The sequence below is a fragment of the Enterococcus sp. DIV0175 genome (genome assembly GCF_050529075.1).
In the GTDB taxonomy this organism is placed as follows: domain Bacteria; phylum Bacillota; class Bacilli; order Lactobacillales; family Enterococcaceae; genus Enterococcus_B; species Enterococcus_B thailandicus.
Genome location: NZ_CP172880.1, coordinates 172,923 through 188,179, shown reverse-complemented (window position 1 = coordinate 188,179; position 15,257 = coordinate 172,923). Strand labels below are relative to the sequence as shown.

Here is a 15,257-nt window from a genome sequence, read left to right as displayed (position 1 = left end):
CTTTCTATTCTTCCAAAATAATTTGTGCAAAAGCCAATTCATCTGTGTGTGTGATACTTACCCAAACAGTTCCTTGATGTGGGGACTGTGTGACAACAGGCTGACCGAGCACATCTTTTAAAATTTCAATTTCTTGAAATGTTACTTTACCGATTCCTGTTCCCCAAGCTTTTGAAAAAGCCTCTTTACATGCATAACGCCCACCTAAAAATTCTACTTGGCGATGGAAGGGTAATACACGAAACAATTCAATCTCATTGACTGTTAGTACGCGATCAATAAAATTTGTTTTTTCTTGAATAATTTTAGCAATCCTTGGTAATTCAACTGCGTCGATTCCAATCCCTTTTATCATTTATCTTCTCTCTTCATCAAATTTCGAACAATCTCATTCTACCAAATTCCTGCCAATTTACCACAATTAAGTCTATATATAACAAAAATGAAAGCTCCTCTTAAAATAAGAGAAGCTTTCATTTGTTTTTTAATCGTTATTTGAGCGAATTACAAATCCACGTTTTTTATCGTTTTGACGACGACCGCCGTCTTTATGATTTCCGTTGTTTTTGTTATATCCGCCTTTAGATTTATTTCCACGGTAATTTCCGCCTTCGCCTCGACGATTACGATTATTGCCGCCACCACGTTTACCATTTTTATTGAACCCTTTTTTCTGAGATGGTAATGGACGTTCTGGTGTGATTTTCACTGGAATTGCATCTGAAGGATCTTTTGCAACAGTTTTTAATAATAGTGCAGCCAAATCTTGTGCTGAATATTTTTCCAACAATTTATCTGCTGGTGACAAGTATTTGTCCAAACCGTTTTCTTCAAGTTTTGCTTCAACTTCTTCAAAAGCAGCGCCTAGTTGGCCTTTAAATGCTTCTTTTTCGGTTGGTGGACGCAAAGCAGTCATACGTTTTTTCGTTAAGTTTTCAATTACGTGTAAGTAACCCATTTCGTTTGGTGTAACAAAAGTAACTGACATTCCGCCTTTTCCTGCACGACCTGTACGTCCAATACGGTGAACGTAGCTTTCTGGATCTTGAGGGATATCGTAGTTGTAAACATGTGTCACACCAGAGATATCTAATCCACGGGCAGCTACATCGGTTGCAACTAAAATATCTAAATGACCGCTCTTGAATGAACGTAAAACGCTCATACGTTTTTGTTGTGATAAATCACCGTGAATTCCTTCTGCGCGATAGCCACGTGCTTCTAATCCACGAGCTAATTCATCTACACGGCGTTTTGTGCGACCAAATACAATCGTCAATTCAGGTTTTTGAACATCGAATAAACGAGTCATGATATCAAATTTTTCATATTCTTTTGCACGTACATAATATTGATCAATCAAATCAGCTGTCATTTCTTTTGCTTTGATTTTTACGTGTGTTGGATTTTTCATGAATTTGACACCAATGTTTTTGATTGCTGGTGGCATTGTTGCAGAGAATAATAATGTTTGGCGTTCTTCTGGAACAGTTGAAATAATTTTTTCAATATCTTCCAAGAAGCCCATGTTCAACATTTCATCTGCTTCATCTAAAACTAATGTTTGAACAGTTCCTAATTTTAATGTGTGACGGTTAATGTGATCTAACATACGTCCCGGTGTCCCAACAACGATATGTGGACGATCTTTTAAGCCACGGATTTGACGACCGATATCTGCTCCGCCGTAAACAGCTTGTACACGAATTTTTTTATCGCGACCTAAACGATAAAGTTCTTCTTGTGTTTGGATAGCTAACTCACGTGTTGGTGAAATAACTAAACCTTGTAATTCATGGCGTTGAGGGTCGATTTTTTCTAACATTGGTAGCCCAAAAGCAGCTGTTTTACCAGTACCTGTTTGTGCTTGACCAATAACGTCTTTCCCAGCTAATGCTAAAGGAATTGTTTCTGATTGGATCGGTGTTGCTTCTTCAAAACCAGCACGTTCAACTGATTTCAATAATTCTGGTGATAATTCTAATTCTTTAAATTTCAAATGAATCCTCCTATGTGGTTGTTAACTGAGGATGTAGCTTCTTTTTGCTACCCCGTCGATTTGTTCGGTCAAAGTGAAGTCGTTCTCTTTTTGACAGTGGCCACTATAACTATTTATGCGCAGAGCCGCTGTGACACCACCGAAAAATCACTTTGCGAAGTTTAGTTAGGCATTAGAAAAGCCAAACGGGTCACGTTCAGCTTTATCATTGTTATGACATCTGATCTCCGGATGTAACGACATTCAAAGTCAGTCCAATTTATCTTCATCTTTCGGCAATAGGTTATTCTACCATAGTAACTTGTTTTCTGCAAGTTTCCAGTTTTTATTTCAAGCAAGAACAATCTTTTTACAAAACTAGTTCTGCTACAAGAGAAATAAACTTCTTTACTTCTTTTTTTGTTATAATTCATAAAAAACTGAAAGGAGATCTAATTTATGCTAGTTCTCGCACTTTTGACAGGTATTGGTACATTTTTCAATCACTCTGCTATTACGAACCATACTTATTCATTGTCTTTAGCGATTTTTTTCCAATTAATTCTTTTTGGCTTAACATTAATTCCTTTGCTTAGTTACAAAGGTAGACGTTCTCACCCAAGTTATGATGGCGGCTGGTACACGATTTGGACGATTCCTTTTGCACTGATTATTCTATCTTTTCTAGGTAATTTAGCTGCGCTAGTTATCTTTTTGTTGAACCAATTTGGTTATCTCTCAGGCTTCTAGAATTTTCTAGAAGCTTTTTTATTGGCATGCAATATCTCTACGATGTTTCGTCAACATATTCCAATAAGTCAGCAGGTTGGCATGACAATACCTGACAAATTTTTTCAAGAGTCGAAAATCGAATTGCTTTTGCTTTACCTGTTTTTAAAATAGACATGTTTGCTTGGGTGATTCCGACACGCTCAGCCAATTCTGTAACACTCATATTACGTTTGACTAACATAATATCAAGATTCACTTTTATCATTTTTGTTCACCTCTTCAGTCTGGTTAAGAAATCGAATACTCATTCTCTGTTGGTTAAATAGTCAACTCATAATCTAACTTCAACTCAATTGCATTTTTAAGAAGCTTTTCGATAATCGAAACGAAGGTCGCTACTGCTAGTGGAATAATCAACATACCCAAGCCAATAATCATCACGCCTGGTGCATCATCATTGTCTGCAATATAATAAACAAAAGGTACAGTCCCTATAAGTACGATAAATTCCATGATTGTTAAACGAAAAATTGCCCGAACGTAAATCAAGCTCATCACCGAGAATGCACGATCATTATCCACTAAACTTAACATTCGATACATGTAATAAATGATTAAAAGGGAAGCAATCGCTGACAAATAAAGTGAGATGCTGGCAAGTACTTGCTCTGGAAACACGGAATGCTCATTGATTGAAAACAGTAGTCCCATGGTTAGTAAAAAGCTGAGAAACAGAATAAATGCCACTAAACCTGCTAAAATAAATTTTAAAAAAGTTGTTTTTGGTTTCATAAATACAATCTCCCCTACCTTTAAGATAAAAATAGTATAACGTTCTCTATATCGTAAAACAATATGTACATATTGAAAAACAATAAAATTTTAAACAAAAAAGAGTACGATTTCTCGTACCCTTGCTATTACTAAATTTAGTTGAGCTTTTGTAATCTTTCAACTACTTCATACAAGCCCATTCCATTACTTCCTTTTAAAACAATACTGTCTTCTGCTTCCAATTGTGTTTCAATTTCTTGAATTAAAGCTTGCTTATCCTTTTCAAAATAAAAAACAGGTAGTTCACCACTTACTTGTAGGGCATCACGTAAATTTTCCATTTGACTACCATATAAAAAGATTCCCGCGAATTTATCAGGATCGATATGCTCACTCATTTGGGCATGCATTGTTGGAGAGTCCGGACCAAGTTCTAACATGTCAGCAAGAACCGCAAAACGGCGACCATTCGTTGGTAATTTTTGGAAAGTTTCTAAGACTAATCCCATCGCTGTTGGATTTGCATTATAAACATCGCTCAAAATCGCTGCTCCATTTCCAGCTGTTAACCATTCCGTTCGATTTTGCGTTATTGCAACTGTCGAAAAGCCTTGACGAATTTCTTCAATGGATAAACCAAAGAAGCGACCAACGGTATAAGCAATCAACGCATTCGTTACATTGTAACTTCCTGGTAAAGGTATCGTGAATGATTCGCCTGCAACTGTAAATGTCGTAGCTGTTTTTTCTTCCCTTGTTACCTCGCCTCGCACGTCACCCTCAGCAAGCCCAAATGTTGTTACTTCTTGTGACAAATTCTGACTTAGTGGTTTCAATAATGGCTCATTCGCTGGAATGATCAATAGACCTTTCTTCGGCAAACCATCAACGATTTCCATTTTTGCTTTTGCAATCCCTTCACGAGAACCAAGATTTTCAATATGGGCTTCTCCAATCATAGTGATTGCAGCAACTTTTGGCTGTGCCATTTGAGATAACTCCGTGATCTCATTAGCATGATCCATTCCCATTTCTAAGACCAATTTTTCTGTTTCTTCCGGCATATGCAAAATAGTGTACGGTAAACCAATATTGTTGTTATAGTTTCCTTGCGTTTTATACGTCCGATATCGTTGTGCTAAAACGGAAGCGGTCAAATCTTTCGTTGTTGTTTTTCCGTTACTTCCTGTAACTGCAATTACTTCTGCGCCAACTTTTGCTAAATAATATTTTGAAAGTGCCTGCATTGCCTTCAATGTGTCTTCGACTGGAATCACTGAAATTTCTGTAGGTGCTTGAGCCATGTCCCAACTCCAGAAAGTGGCTGTTGCTCCATTTTCAATGGCTTGTTGAATAAACTCATGGCCATCACGCGCACCCGCAAGTGGTACGAACAAACTACCTTCAGTGACTTTTCGACTATCAAATTCAACATTTGTGATTTCAACGCTCTTCTCGCAATGACTTGAAAGTGCCTCTGCAATTTCTTGACTTGTTACCTTCATGTATTTTCTCTCCTCAGAAGAGGTCACTCCAGAAAAAACAAACCAGTTACTCCTTTCTGAAATGCCTGTCTATTCATAAAAAGGGGTTGCGACAATCATTGTCACACCCCTTCTTTTTTATTCGTGTGCTTCAAAAAAGCCTTGTCTTTGTTCATAGCGGTTCATTCCTAATTGAATCAGTTCTTCAATTAAGTCACCATATTTTAATCCCATGTTTTCCCATAATAAAGGATACATACTGAATTCAGTGAATCCCGGCATTGAGTTTAATTCGTTTAAGAACAACTCATTTTTACTTGTCAAGAAGAAGTCACAACGGCTTAAGCCACTTCCACCAAGCATTGTGTAAGCCAATTTTGCATATTCCTGTGCTTTTTGATGTACTTCTTCAGGTACTTCAGCAGGAATTTTCATTTCTATTTTATTATCAATGTATTTTGCATCATAGTCATAAAAAGCAACATCTTTCACGATTTCTCCAGGTAAAGTTGTTCGCACATCTTCATTACCTAAAACAGCTACTTCAATTTCACGCGCTTCAATTCCTTGTTCAACGATTGCACGAGAATCAAATTGATAAGCTGTTTCCAACGCATTTTGAAGCTCTTCACGATTTTCAGCCTTTGTAATTCCAACACTTGAACCCATATTTGCTGGTTTAACAAACATTGGATACAACAGGGAACCTTCACATTGATCAAAAATCTTTTTCGGATTTTCTTTCCATTGATTTTTTAATACGGGTACATAAGGAACTTGTGGAACACCCGCAGCCTGTAAAATGTACTTCGTCATAATTTTATCCATTGCACAAGCACTTGTCAGTACGCCTGCACCAACATAAGGCAGATTTAACGTTTCCAAAAATCCTTGAATCGTTCCATCTTCTCCATTCGGACCATGCAGGACTGGAAAAACGATTGTTCCTTCTTCTTTGATTTCACCTGGGTTAATGACTTTCCCAGTGAATCCTTCTGTTACTTTTCCACTTGGATCCCATGTCAAATGTAATAATTCTTTGTTATCAGGTTTTTCTGTTAATAATGGGCCCTTGACCCACTGTCCATCTTTGCTAATAAAAACGAGTTGAACTTGATAATATGCGTAATAAATGGCATTTAAAACAGAAAACGCCGAAAGAATAGATACGTCGTGTTCTGCACTACGTCCACCATATAGTAAAGTAATCTTCAAAAGATTGTCCTCCTGTATTTTCAAATCATTCAGTGATTTACCTCCATATTTTAGCACAAAATGAAAATAATCGACCAACTTATTTGTAAAAAAGTGCGACAAAAATCATTCACAACTTTTTTTCACGGTAAACTCCTTTGAAAAAATTTTTTCTTTTCTTCCTTGCTTAAAGCAAAAGAAAAAGACCAAGTAATCTTTCAACTTGATCTTTTTTATTTTATTCAATTAACATTAAAAAAATTCGTACAAAAAAGAAATTTTTATTTGCGTAACTCTTTCATTGCATTAGTTAACGCGGACAAAAAATCTTCATGTTCTTTTTGCGTAAATGGTTTTGGTCCTTTTGTTCGCAGACCCGCCTTCCTTAATTTGCTACTGTGATAACGTTGTTCTAATAAAGTATCTATATTTGTTTCATCAAACTCTTTACCTATTTGGTGAAATACACGAACACCTTTAGCTAATACTAGAGAAGCCAATCCATAATCTTGTGTCACTAAAAAGTCCCCTGCATGGATTAAGCCAACAATTTTATAATCTGCACTGTCTGCACCACGATCAACATAAACAAAGCGCACATTTTCCGGATATTCTTTCGTCGTATAGTGATCCACGCTCGTTACAATTACGACTTCTAGATTAAAAGCTCGTGCTACTTGAATCGCATCATCTTTGACTGGTGAACCATCTCCATCAATGAATAGTCGCATTCTTTTTCGCTTCCTTCCATAAATAATAAACAATAACTGTCAGCAGAATCAGCACACTTAGGTTAAACCACTTTGCCTGCTCTACTAGTTGAATACTTTCAGCAGATTGCCTCATGGTACCTGTCATTCGTAGTAAGAAACGAATAGGCTGCCCCAACTGTTTCGTTAAGAAAAGTAGGACACCCATCAAGAAAAATTGATGGGTCAAACTCCCTTTATTTTGCGTCGTATACTTCACGATTAAACGTTGATCTGGCAAAATTTCTTCCAACTGCTCATACAATTGATTTAAGTGACTACCAAGTAACGTATGTACCAAACTCAGTAAAAGGATGCCAATTGAGAAAGCATTGGGGCTAAATAATACGCCAAATGAAACAAGTAGTCCTAAGCAATAACTAGCAATCGAATAATCTTCAGGTAATTTTTTTGTTACAACTGGACCGACTATCTTTGCCAAAATCAGCCCAACGATATATGGAAAATAGAGCGTCGTAGCTAATTGATTAAAGCCAGCAATGATTCCTAGATAAAAAGTGCCGAATAAAAATAAAAAATTGCCAAGCATTCCATCTAAAAACGTCAATAAATTCAGCCAACTAGGTAATACCCATGTCTGCTTCTTTCGGCTTAAGTAGAACGTAATCAAAATATACAACAATAAGATACTGAAAAGAGCAACATCAAATAATACCGTATCCATCAATAGTCGCGCAGTTCGCAACAAAAAAAGAGAAATAAAAAAGCCAAAAAATAAAATTAATTCCTTTTTTTCAATCAAATTTCTTTGCACGTCTTTAAAATCTAACTCATAACGTGGGTAATGTTTGACTGTGTGATAAGCCATCACGTAAAGCAACGTATAAAAACCTAGTGTTGCTGCTAATTGTAAAGGCATTGGTAAGCGAACAACTTCATAAAGAAGTGCCAGCATAATTAACGCATAAATATATTTTTTGCCTTTAATATTGATGAATCCCTGTTGTTTTTCATGGAAGTTAACAGTGACATTTGCGGGAACGAGCCAAGCAGCACTAAGCCCTAGGCAAATCGCCGAAAGATAAAACAAAGGGAACGACAATAACCCGAACAAGCCAAGCAGTGAACCTGCACCTCCAACCAAAAGTGAGATCATCAGCAAAGTGTAACTATCTAAACCAGCATGAATTCCCCGAATCAAAAACAAACCAGTCATTCGGAACGTATAAAACAAAGTAAATGGCAAAACGGTTGCCCAATTGTAACCGTTATTCAAACTCAAAAATAAAAGATACGGAATAAAAATCACCGTATTACTCAAAATAAAAGGGGTTGTCTCAGTAAAATTACGACCAAATTGTTTCAGTCTGTCTAACATAATCAAAACTCCTCGAATGGTCAATGACAAGTTTGTCGACCTTTAGTTAGTTCAAGTTTATCATTAAAGAGTGGACAAACCAATCTTATCAACCTCTGATCACACCCAAAATAATCTTGATTAAAAAAAAGAGGCACGACAAAATGTCGTGCCTCAACTGGTACTTGAATAATCAAGTAGATAAGCCCTTCTCCACAAAAGTCTTACCCGACACTGCCTACATCCGGTAGGTGATGAAAATCATCGCGTGCCTCCAAAATCAATTAGGTACTCTGTAAACCAGAGACCTTCTCGACCCGTCGCATGTGACTACTTTATCACAAGTTACACTGTTATGCGAGTTCTTTTTTCATTTTATAGTCAACCATTTGAAAACCTTCGCCAATATCTGAGATTAATTCTTCCTCCAACTGAAAGCCTTGGTGCTTATAAACATCTATTGCATGGAGGTTATCTTGATTCACACGCAAAAAAATTTCGGAGACTTTTTCTTTTTTGGCAAGTTCTTCGTACCAATCGAAAACGGCTGAAGTTAGCCCTTGACCACGCACACTCGCCAATAAATATAATTTGCTTAAGTAAATGCTAGACTCAAATTTTTCATAGGCTGTGTATCCAACAGGTTGATCATCTTTTATTAATAAAAAATAATACACATCATTGCCTAATTCTTTTTGAATTTGTTCTTTTGATTGATAAGTGGCTAGCATGTAGTCCACTTGTGCTTGACCAATAATTGGCACAAACGCTTCTTGCCAAACATCATGAATGATTGGTAAAAGCTGATCAAGCTCTTCTTCTGTTGTCACACGCTTTTTTTCTAACATTGACTAACTTCCTTTCCGTACAGGTTGTTGCTATTATTCCATGAAAAAACAAATGCTACAAACCTTGTGCTTTTCTAAATAAATAAAGCATCATAAGTCCATATATTCCCACTGACCACGGCTTTAAAATCAAAATAATTCGCATGTATTCACGAAAAGACATTTTTGTTAAGCCGGCTACTAAGCAAACGAGATCGTCTGGTGCAAAAGGTAAAATCAACGTCCAAATCAAAAAACGGCGGATGTTTTGGGTATGTGCAGTCAATAATTGATCAAATTTTTGATATTTTTTTGGTGATAAAATCAATTGAACGAAGCTTACGCCGTAGTAACGCACAAGTAAAAAGCCAAGTGCTTCACCGATTACTAATCCAATGTAGCTATAAACTAAGCCCCACCCAGTGCCAAACATCAGCATCCCTACAACAGATGAAATACCACCAGGCAAAATGGGAATGATTACTTGGATAATCTGTAACAAAATAAAAATCAATACCGCATATTGACCAAATTGTTGAATAAATACTTGTAACGAATCCGTTGATTGAAAAATTCCATGGCGATACGCATAGATGGCAAGTATGAAAAATAAGCTAAAACCAATTATAGGTAAAATTTGAAAGATTCGCCGAATCGTTGATCGATAATTTTCCATAGCAGGTCTCCATCTCTTTTAAATTTTGTTTTTTCCTATACCTACGTTTTTAGAAAAAAGTTCCACAGAAAAAAGCAGCTGCTGAATCTTCTAGTCAAAACCCAACCGGAAATGTTGATTCAGTCAACTGCTGTGTATTAAAAAGTCTTACTTAATTATGGTTTAAGAAGCTAGCTACTTTTGTATTGATTAAATCAATTGCTACGTGGTTTTCGCCACCTTCTGGAACAATAATATCCGCATACCGTTTAGTAGGTTCAATGAATTGATGATACATCGGTTTCACTACCGTTAAATATTGTTCAATAACAGAATCCAACGTGCGGCCTCGTTCTTCCATGTCTCGTTTGATGCGGCGAATAATGCGAATGTCATCATCCGTATCAACATACAATTTTATATCCATCAACTCACGTAAACGTTCATCTTCCAAAATCAAAATTCCTTCAAGAATAATGACTTCTTTTGGCTCTTCAACAATCGTTACTTGACTTCTAGTATGTTCTACGTAGTCGTACACGGGTTTTTCAATGGCTTCATAATTCAATAATTTTTCGACATGCTCAATTAGTAAGTCGTTATCAAAAGCAAATGGGTGATCATAGTTCGTGTTCAATCGTTCTTCAAAACTAAGATGACTTTGATCTTTATAATACGAATCTTGTTCAAGCATCATGATCGAGTGATCTGGGAAATTACTAAAAATCGCACGACTGACGCTCGTTTTGCCACTTCCTGATCCGCCCGTCACACCAATGATAATTGGCTTGCTTTTTGTCATTAACTAAAACCTCTTTCATATCCTATTTTTCATTCCTATCTATTATAGCGGAAAAATATGAAAATGCTACGATTTTTCTGAAAATTATTCATTTCCATTCTCTAAAATAGTATAAATTTCAGCTAACGAATCAATTCGGTAAGTCGGTGTGATCTTCTCGCTTTCTGGTAATTGATTTTTATTGAACCAAATCGTATCAATCCCAGCTTGATTACCTCCTTGGATATCTGAGGTTAGTGAATCACCAATAATTACAGTTTTTTCTCGATCCAACTCTGGAATTCGATCAAACACATAATCAAAAAATTCTTTCATCGGTTTTTGTGCGCCTACATCTTCAGAAACAAAAATTTTTTTGAAATAAGGCAATAATTCAGCATCCGTTAAACGTTGATACTGCGTTTGTGAGACGCCATTCGTTACAATATAAAGATCCGCTTTTGGTGCCAAAGAATGAATCAGCTCTCGACTGCCTGCTACTAAATCATGACCTTGATTCAAATAATGACGATATCTTGCTTCCATTTGAGGACCATCCACCGTTTGACCAAATTGTTGGAACAACAAGCCAAAACGATTTCCTGTTACTTCTTCTCTCGTCATGTTTCCCTTTTCAAATTCTTGCCATAGATGATGATTCAATGCTTTATAACTCGTTTTTACTTCTGGCGTAAGCGTAATGCCTTGTTCAGCGAATAATTCATTGAGCGCACGTTCTTCTGTTTTTTGAAAATCCAATAAAGTATCATCTACATCAAATAATAAAGTGGTATATTTCATTTAATTGCCTTCCTCTCTCATTTAAAATAATTGCTCAGTTGTCGTAGCTCAGTCAATGTCAGCGCACGGTAAGCGCCTGGTGCTAATTGTTCATCTAACGTCAAAGGGCCCATTGAAATTCGGGTCAATGCACTCACCTTTTTCCCTTGCGCCAAAAACATTTTCTTCACTTGGTGAAATTTTCCTTCTTGAATCGTCAGGAATGCCTGACTTCCTTTTGAAGTAGCACAACTAATTGTTAATGTCGCTGGTTGACACTTTGTTCCATCTGCAAAACGAATTCCTGAAGCAAAAGCACGAATATCTTCTGCACCTAATTTAGCATTTACCGTAACCTGATATGTTTTTTCTACTTTTTTATCAGGCAAAAGTAATTCATAACCCAGTTGACCATTGGATGTCAGCAGTAATAATCCTGTCGTGTCTCGATCTAGCCTGCCAACAGGATAAAGTGACGGTTGCTGATCTGCCGATGCAATCAAGTCGATGACTGTTACCTTATTTGGATCTTTCACAGCAGTTACGACACCACTTGGTTTATTCAAAAGATAATACACTTCATTTGTTTGCAATCGCTCGCCCGCTACTTCAATTTCGTGCAATAAACTATCGACATTCCGATTTTCTTGAAATTCGACTACGCCGTCTACCTTGACTTTTTTCGTCGTAAACAAGCGTTTCATTTCTTTTCTCGTTGTTTGTAATTCTTTCTCAATCAATTTATCTAATCGCATACAAGTTCCTTTCTTACTAAAAAGCATTATAACTTGAAATCAGTCGCTTGCAAATGAACAAACACCTTATCCCTTGACTTAACTTTTGATTCGCGCTACGGTTAATAGGTAAAGTGAATCGGATTTCTCATACACAGCGTAATGACCTGGTGGAGAAAAGTTGAATCATAACTTTCCTTAGACAGATGTACGCATCTGTCTTTTTGCGTTTTTCAAACGCACAACCCAATAATGTGCAAGAGATTAGCCATGCAAATTCACTTAAATAAAACTTGTCTTATGACCTAAGACAATCACATTTTAAGGAGGAATTTAGGTTATGTCAGTATCATTAGAAGTAAGTAAAAGAGCAGTACGTCCCCGTTCATTAAGAAATCAATTGCGTCACGAAGGAAAGGTGCCTGCAGTGGTTTATGGCTACCAAATGGAAAGTACCCCTATTTCATTTGATGGACAAATTTTCAGCAAAATGTTGCGTGAAAATGGTGCTAACACAGTTATTACCATGGACGTTGACGGCAAAAAAGTGAACACTTTAGTTCATAAAGTTCAAACAAATACATTCAACAATCATTTTGAACACGTTGAATTTTTATCTGTCAACATGACAGAAGATACCGAAGTTGAAACAGAAGTTGTTCTTGTGGGTGAATCTGCTGGTGTTAAATCTGGTGGTGTATTAGCTCAAAACTTGTATACAGTAATTGTTTCAGCTACACCAGATAAATTACCAGAACGCATCGAAGTTGATGTAACTGATTTGAATATCGGTGACTCAATTACAGTTGCTGACCTTCCTGCAAACAAAGACTACGCAGTGATTACTGATGGAGAAGAACAAATTGCAGCAGTTGTCGAAGCACAAGTGGAAGAAGAAGCTGAACCAGCTGAAGCAAGCGAACCAGAAGTAATTGGTTCAACTGAAGAATAAAGGTTGTGGCTCCAAACGGCCAGCTCCGACAAGCTAGTGAGTAATCACTCAAAATAGCTTTTCATATTTTGTAGTGAGTGCCAGCTATCTTGAGGAGTTGTTTTGGGGACACCGTGTATGAGGTTATAAAAGAAATGTTCAACTCCAATAAATAAAAATAAATTTCCAGAAATCACTTCTCAAATTTTTGTGAAATTTAGACTTATTTTGAAGATTACTTTGAACAATACACACATTTCGGAGGAGGTCGACGTAACACGTCCGACCTCCTCTACTTTTTTAAAAATCATTAAAAAAAAGATCCTTTAAGACAAACTGACTACTTATTGTTGCATTTTTAACTAATCTTTATTAGAATAAATCCTCACAAAAGCAAGTTTTTTCAATTTGTCTTATACTATTTAATAGAAGGATTGAAGAAACAAAGGAGGTTAAACAGATGTTTGAAAGTTTTGACAGCGAACGCAATCGTTATGCCTCTGTCGGTGTAGTATCGAGTATGCCCGGTGAATTGATCGACAGTATCTGGTTTATTATTGACTTAGACCTCAAAGGAGTTATTCCGTTAGACAATATCCTTGCCTTTGATATTGTTAACAATCATGGAAAAGTAACTATGCACTTTTCTCAACCAGGAAGTTCTGTTGAGATGGACATTGATTTGCCTTTTGCATATTCTAGTCAGTTTCCTACACAAGTTTATGCTTATGATGATGGTACAAGAGAAACGATTCTTTTACCTAGCGAAATCAAACAATACTAGTCTAAAAATAGTTTAGGTTTTAATGAAAAAAGAAAGCTGAGAACTTGGAGAAAATTCCAAGCCTTAGCTTTTTTTATTTTCACGAATTTTTTATAGTATTTCCACGATAAAAACTCTATACTACTAACTAAATATGTTACGAATAGGAGTTGTACAGATGCGTGAATTAACCAAAGGGAATCCAGCGAAACTAATTTTTATTTTTACGATTCCCCTCTTGATTGGGAATATTTTCCAACAATTTTACAATATGGTCGACATGATCATTGTAGGTCAAACTTTAGGAAAGAATGCCTTAGCTGCTGTTGGTTCAACCGGAAGCTTAACTTTTTTGATTATTGGTTTTGCTCAAGGGCTAACAGCAGGTTTAGCAATTATTACGGCTCAACGTTTTGGTGCCCAAGATTATCGTGGTCTAAAGAAAAGTTTTGCTACCAGCATCATCATTAGTCTCGTCGTTACAATCATTTTAACCGTTCTCAGTCTCTTATTCATTCGTCCGATGTTACAGCTCATGCAAACTCCTCCAGAAATCATTGATCAAGCCCAAGCATTTATTTCAATCATCTTAATGGGGATTTTCGCATCCATGAGCTTCAATTTATTATCAAATGTCATTCGTGCATTGGGTGACAGTCGTACACCTCTCTTTTTCCTGATTATCGCTGTGATTATCAATGTTATTTTAGATTTAGTTTTTATTATTCACTTCGGCATGGACGTAGAAGGTGCTGGTATTGCAACAGTGATTGCTCAAGTTGCGTCGAGCTTGCTTTGCTTGATTTATATCAAAAGAAAGATTCCGTTACTTCAATTACGCAAAAAAGATTTTGTTTTTGATAAAAAAGAAATTCGTACTCATTTAAATATTTCGTTACCCATGGCCTTTCAAGCATCAATCATCGCTATTGGGGCAATCATTTTACAATCAGCTCTCAATAGTTTAGGGACAGATGTTGTTGCCGCTCAAGCCGCAGCAGGTCGGATTGATCAATTCGCTACGCAACCAATGATGTCTTTTGGAATCACAATGGCGACATTTACTGCCCAAAACTATGGTGCCAAAGAATATGGCCGCATATTAAAAGGGGTGAAGCAGTGTCTCCTGATGAGTGGTGGCTTTAGTATCATTGCAGGAGCAGTCGTTATTATCTTTGGTCACTCTTTTGTCCACCTATTCGTCGATGCCAGCGAGACGCGTGTGTTTGAGTTAGCACAAATTTATTTTAATATTAATGGTTCGCTTTACTGGATACTAGCCATTTTATTTATTTTACGCTACACGTTGCAAGGACTTGGTCAAAGTAAGATTCCAACAATTGCTGGGATTATGGAGCTTATTATGCGTTCATTCGCAGCCATTTTTCTAACAGCTTTGTGGGGCTATCCTGGTGCTGCTGCGGCTTCACCTTTAGCATGGATTGGTTCTGTTGCCGTATTACTTTATTCTTATTTCAAAGCAATCAAAAAGCTACGAAAATTGGATGAGCAACAACAATTAGAGCGTACTTTAGAAGCATAGAAACAAAAAAGGTT

Annotated in this window: 17 protein-coding genes; 4 read left to right on the top strand and 13 right to left on the bottom strand. The window is 36.7% G+C overall.

Features of this window, described 5'->3' with window-relative positions:
- Positions 1-4 precede the first annotated feature (4 nt).
- Entirely contained in the window at positions 5-355 is a 351-nt protein-coding gene (gene acpS / locus IGJ76_RS00985; protein WP_067483359.1) for a holo-ACP synthase, read from the bottom strand.
- Positions 356-484: 129 nt separating this feature from the next.
- Positions 485-1,999: a degradosome RNA helicase CshA gene (gene cshA / locus IGJ76_RS00980; RefSeq protein WP_067483362.1), complete on the bottom strand. Its 1,515-nt coding sequence runs from the start codon at positions 1,997-1,999 to the stop codon at positions 485-487.
- A 438-nt stretch (positions 2,000-2,437) separates the two neighbouring features.
- Here cshA and IGJ76_RS00975 point away from each other — a divergent pair, with 438 nt between their 5' ends.
- Positions 2,438-2,728 (top strand): hypothetical protein, encoded by a 291-nt coding sequence (locus IGJ76_RS00975; RefSeq protein ID WP_430596678.1) that lies wholly within the window; start codon positions 2,438-2,440, stop codon positions 2,726-2,728.
- 37 nt (positions 2,729-2,765) lie between these two features.
- Here the strand turns inward: IGJ76_RS00975 and IGJ76_RS00970 are convergent, their stop codons facing one another.
- The 11 genes from IGJ76_RS00970 to IGJ76_RS00920 form a co-directional block, all read right to left on the bottom strand.
- Positions 2,766-2,975, bottom strand: a complete 210-nt coding sequence (locus tag IGJ76_RS00970; RefSeq protein ID WP_067483366.1) for a helix-turn-helix domain-containing protein — start codon at positions 2,973-2,975, stop codon at positions 2,766-2,768.
- Between the two features lie 53 nt (positions 2,976-3,028).
- Positions 3,029-3,502: a DUF2975 domain-containing protein gene (locus IGJ76_RS00965; RefSeq protein WP_413124061.1), complete on the bottom strand. Its 474-nt coding sequence runs from the start codon at positions 3,500-3,502 to the stop codon at positions 3,029-3,031.
- Positions 3,503-3,639: 137 nt separating this feature from the next.
- On the bottom strand, positions 3,640-4,989 hold the full coding sequence (locus IGJ76_RS00960) for a UDP-N-acetylmuramoyl-tripeptide--D-alanyl-D-alanine ligase (protein WP_430596677.1): 1,350 nt from the start codon (positions 4,987-4,989) through the stop codon (positions 3,640-3,642).
- 117 nt (positions 4,990-5,106) lie between these two features.
- Positions 5,107-6,183: a D-alanine--D-alanine ligase gene (locus tag IGJ76_RS00955; protein ID WP_067483374.1), complete on the bottom strand. Its 1,077-nt coding sequence runs from the start codon at positions 6,181-6,183 to the stop codon at positions 5,107-5,109.
- Positions 6,184-6,443: 260 nt separating this feature from the next.
- A complete protein-coding gene (locus IGJ76_RS00950; RefSeq protein WP_430596676.1) occupies positions 6,444-6,893 on the bottom strand; it encodes a YaiI/YqxD family protein in 450 nt (149 codons plus the stop codon).
- A complete protein-coding gene (locus tag IGJ76_RS00945) occupies positions 6,877-8,250 on the bottom strand; it encodes a hypothetical protein (protein WP_075491323.1) in 1,374 nt (457 codons plus the stop codon). Before IGJ76_RS00945 ends, IGJ76_RS00950 begins: the two co-directional genes overlap by 17 nt.
- A gap of 332 nt (positions 8,251-8,582) precedes the next feature.
- Positions 8,583-9,077, bottom strand: coding sequence for a GNAT family N-acetyltransferase (locus IGJ76_RS00940; RefSeq protein ID WP_071868727.1), 495 nt, complete (start codon positions 9,075-9,077; stop codon positions 8,583-8,585).
- A gap of 55 nt (positions 9,078-9,132) precedes the next feature.
- Positions 9,133-9,732: a TVP38/TMEM64 family protein gene (locus IGJ76_RS00935; protein WP_075491322.1), complete on the bottom strand. Its 600-nt coding sequence runs from the start codon at positions 9,730-9,732 to the stop codon at positions 9,133-9,135.
- 151 nt (positions 9,733-9,883) lie between these two features.
- Positions 9,884-10,513 (bottom strand): uridine kinase, encoded by a 630-nt coding sequence (udk, locus tag IGJ76_RS00930; RefSeq protein WP_067483384.1) that lies wholly within the window; start codon positions 10,511-10,513, stop codon positions 9,884-9,886.
- Positions 10,514-10,597: 84 nt separating this feature from the next.
- Entirely contained in the window at positions 10,598-11,293 is a 696-nt protein-coding gene (locus IGJ76_RS00925) for a YjjG family noncanonical pyrimidine nucleotidase (protein ID WP_067483386.1), read from the bottom strand.
- A gap of 17 nt (positions 11,294-11,310) precedes the next feature.
- Complete coding sequence (locus IGJ76_RS00920; RefSeq protein ID WP_067483388.1) at positions 11,311-12,027, bottom strand: 16S rRNA pseudouridine(516) synthase; 717 nt, start codon at positions 12,025-12,027, stop codon at positions 11,311-11,313.
- Between the two features lie 319 nt (positions 12,028-12,346).
- On the opposite strand from IGJ76_RS00920, the gene IGJ76_RS00915 reads away from it, so the two are divergent.
- The 3 genes from IGJ76_RS00915 to IGJ76_RS00905 all read left to right on the top strand — a co-directional run bounded on the left by IGJ76_RS00915 (position 12,347) and on the right by IGJ76_RS00905 (position 15,243).
- A complete protein-coding gene (locus tag IGJ76_RS00915; RefSeq protein ID WP_067483390.1) occupies positions 12,347-12,958 on the top strand; it encodes a 50S ribosomal protein L25/general stress protein Ctc in 612 nt (203 codons plus the stop codon).
- A gap of 439 nt (positions 12,959-13,397) precedes the next feature.
- A complete protein-coding gene (locus tag IGJ76_RS00910; protein ID WP_067483392.1) occupies positions 13,398-13,721 on the top strand; it encodes a DUF960 domain-containing protein in 324 nt (107 codons plus the stop codon).
- 157 nt (positions 13,722-13,878) lie between these two features.
- A complete protein-coding gene (locus tag IGJ76_RS00905) occupies positions 13,879-15,243 on the top strand; it encodes an MATE family efflux transporter (protein ID WP_284591124.1) in 1,365 nt (454 codons plus the stop codon).
- Positions 15,244-15,257 lie beyond the last annotated feature (14 nt).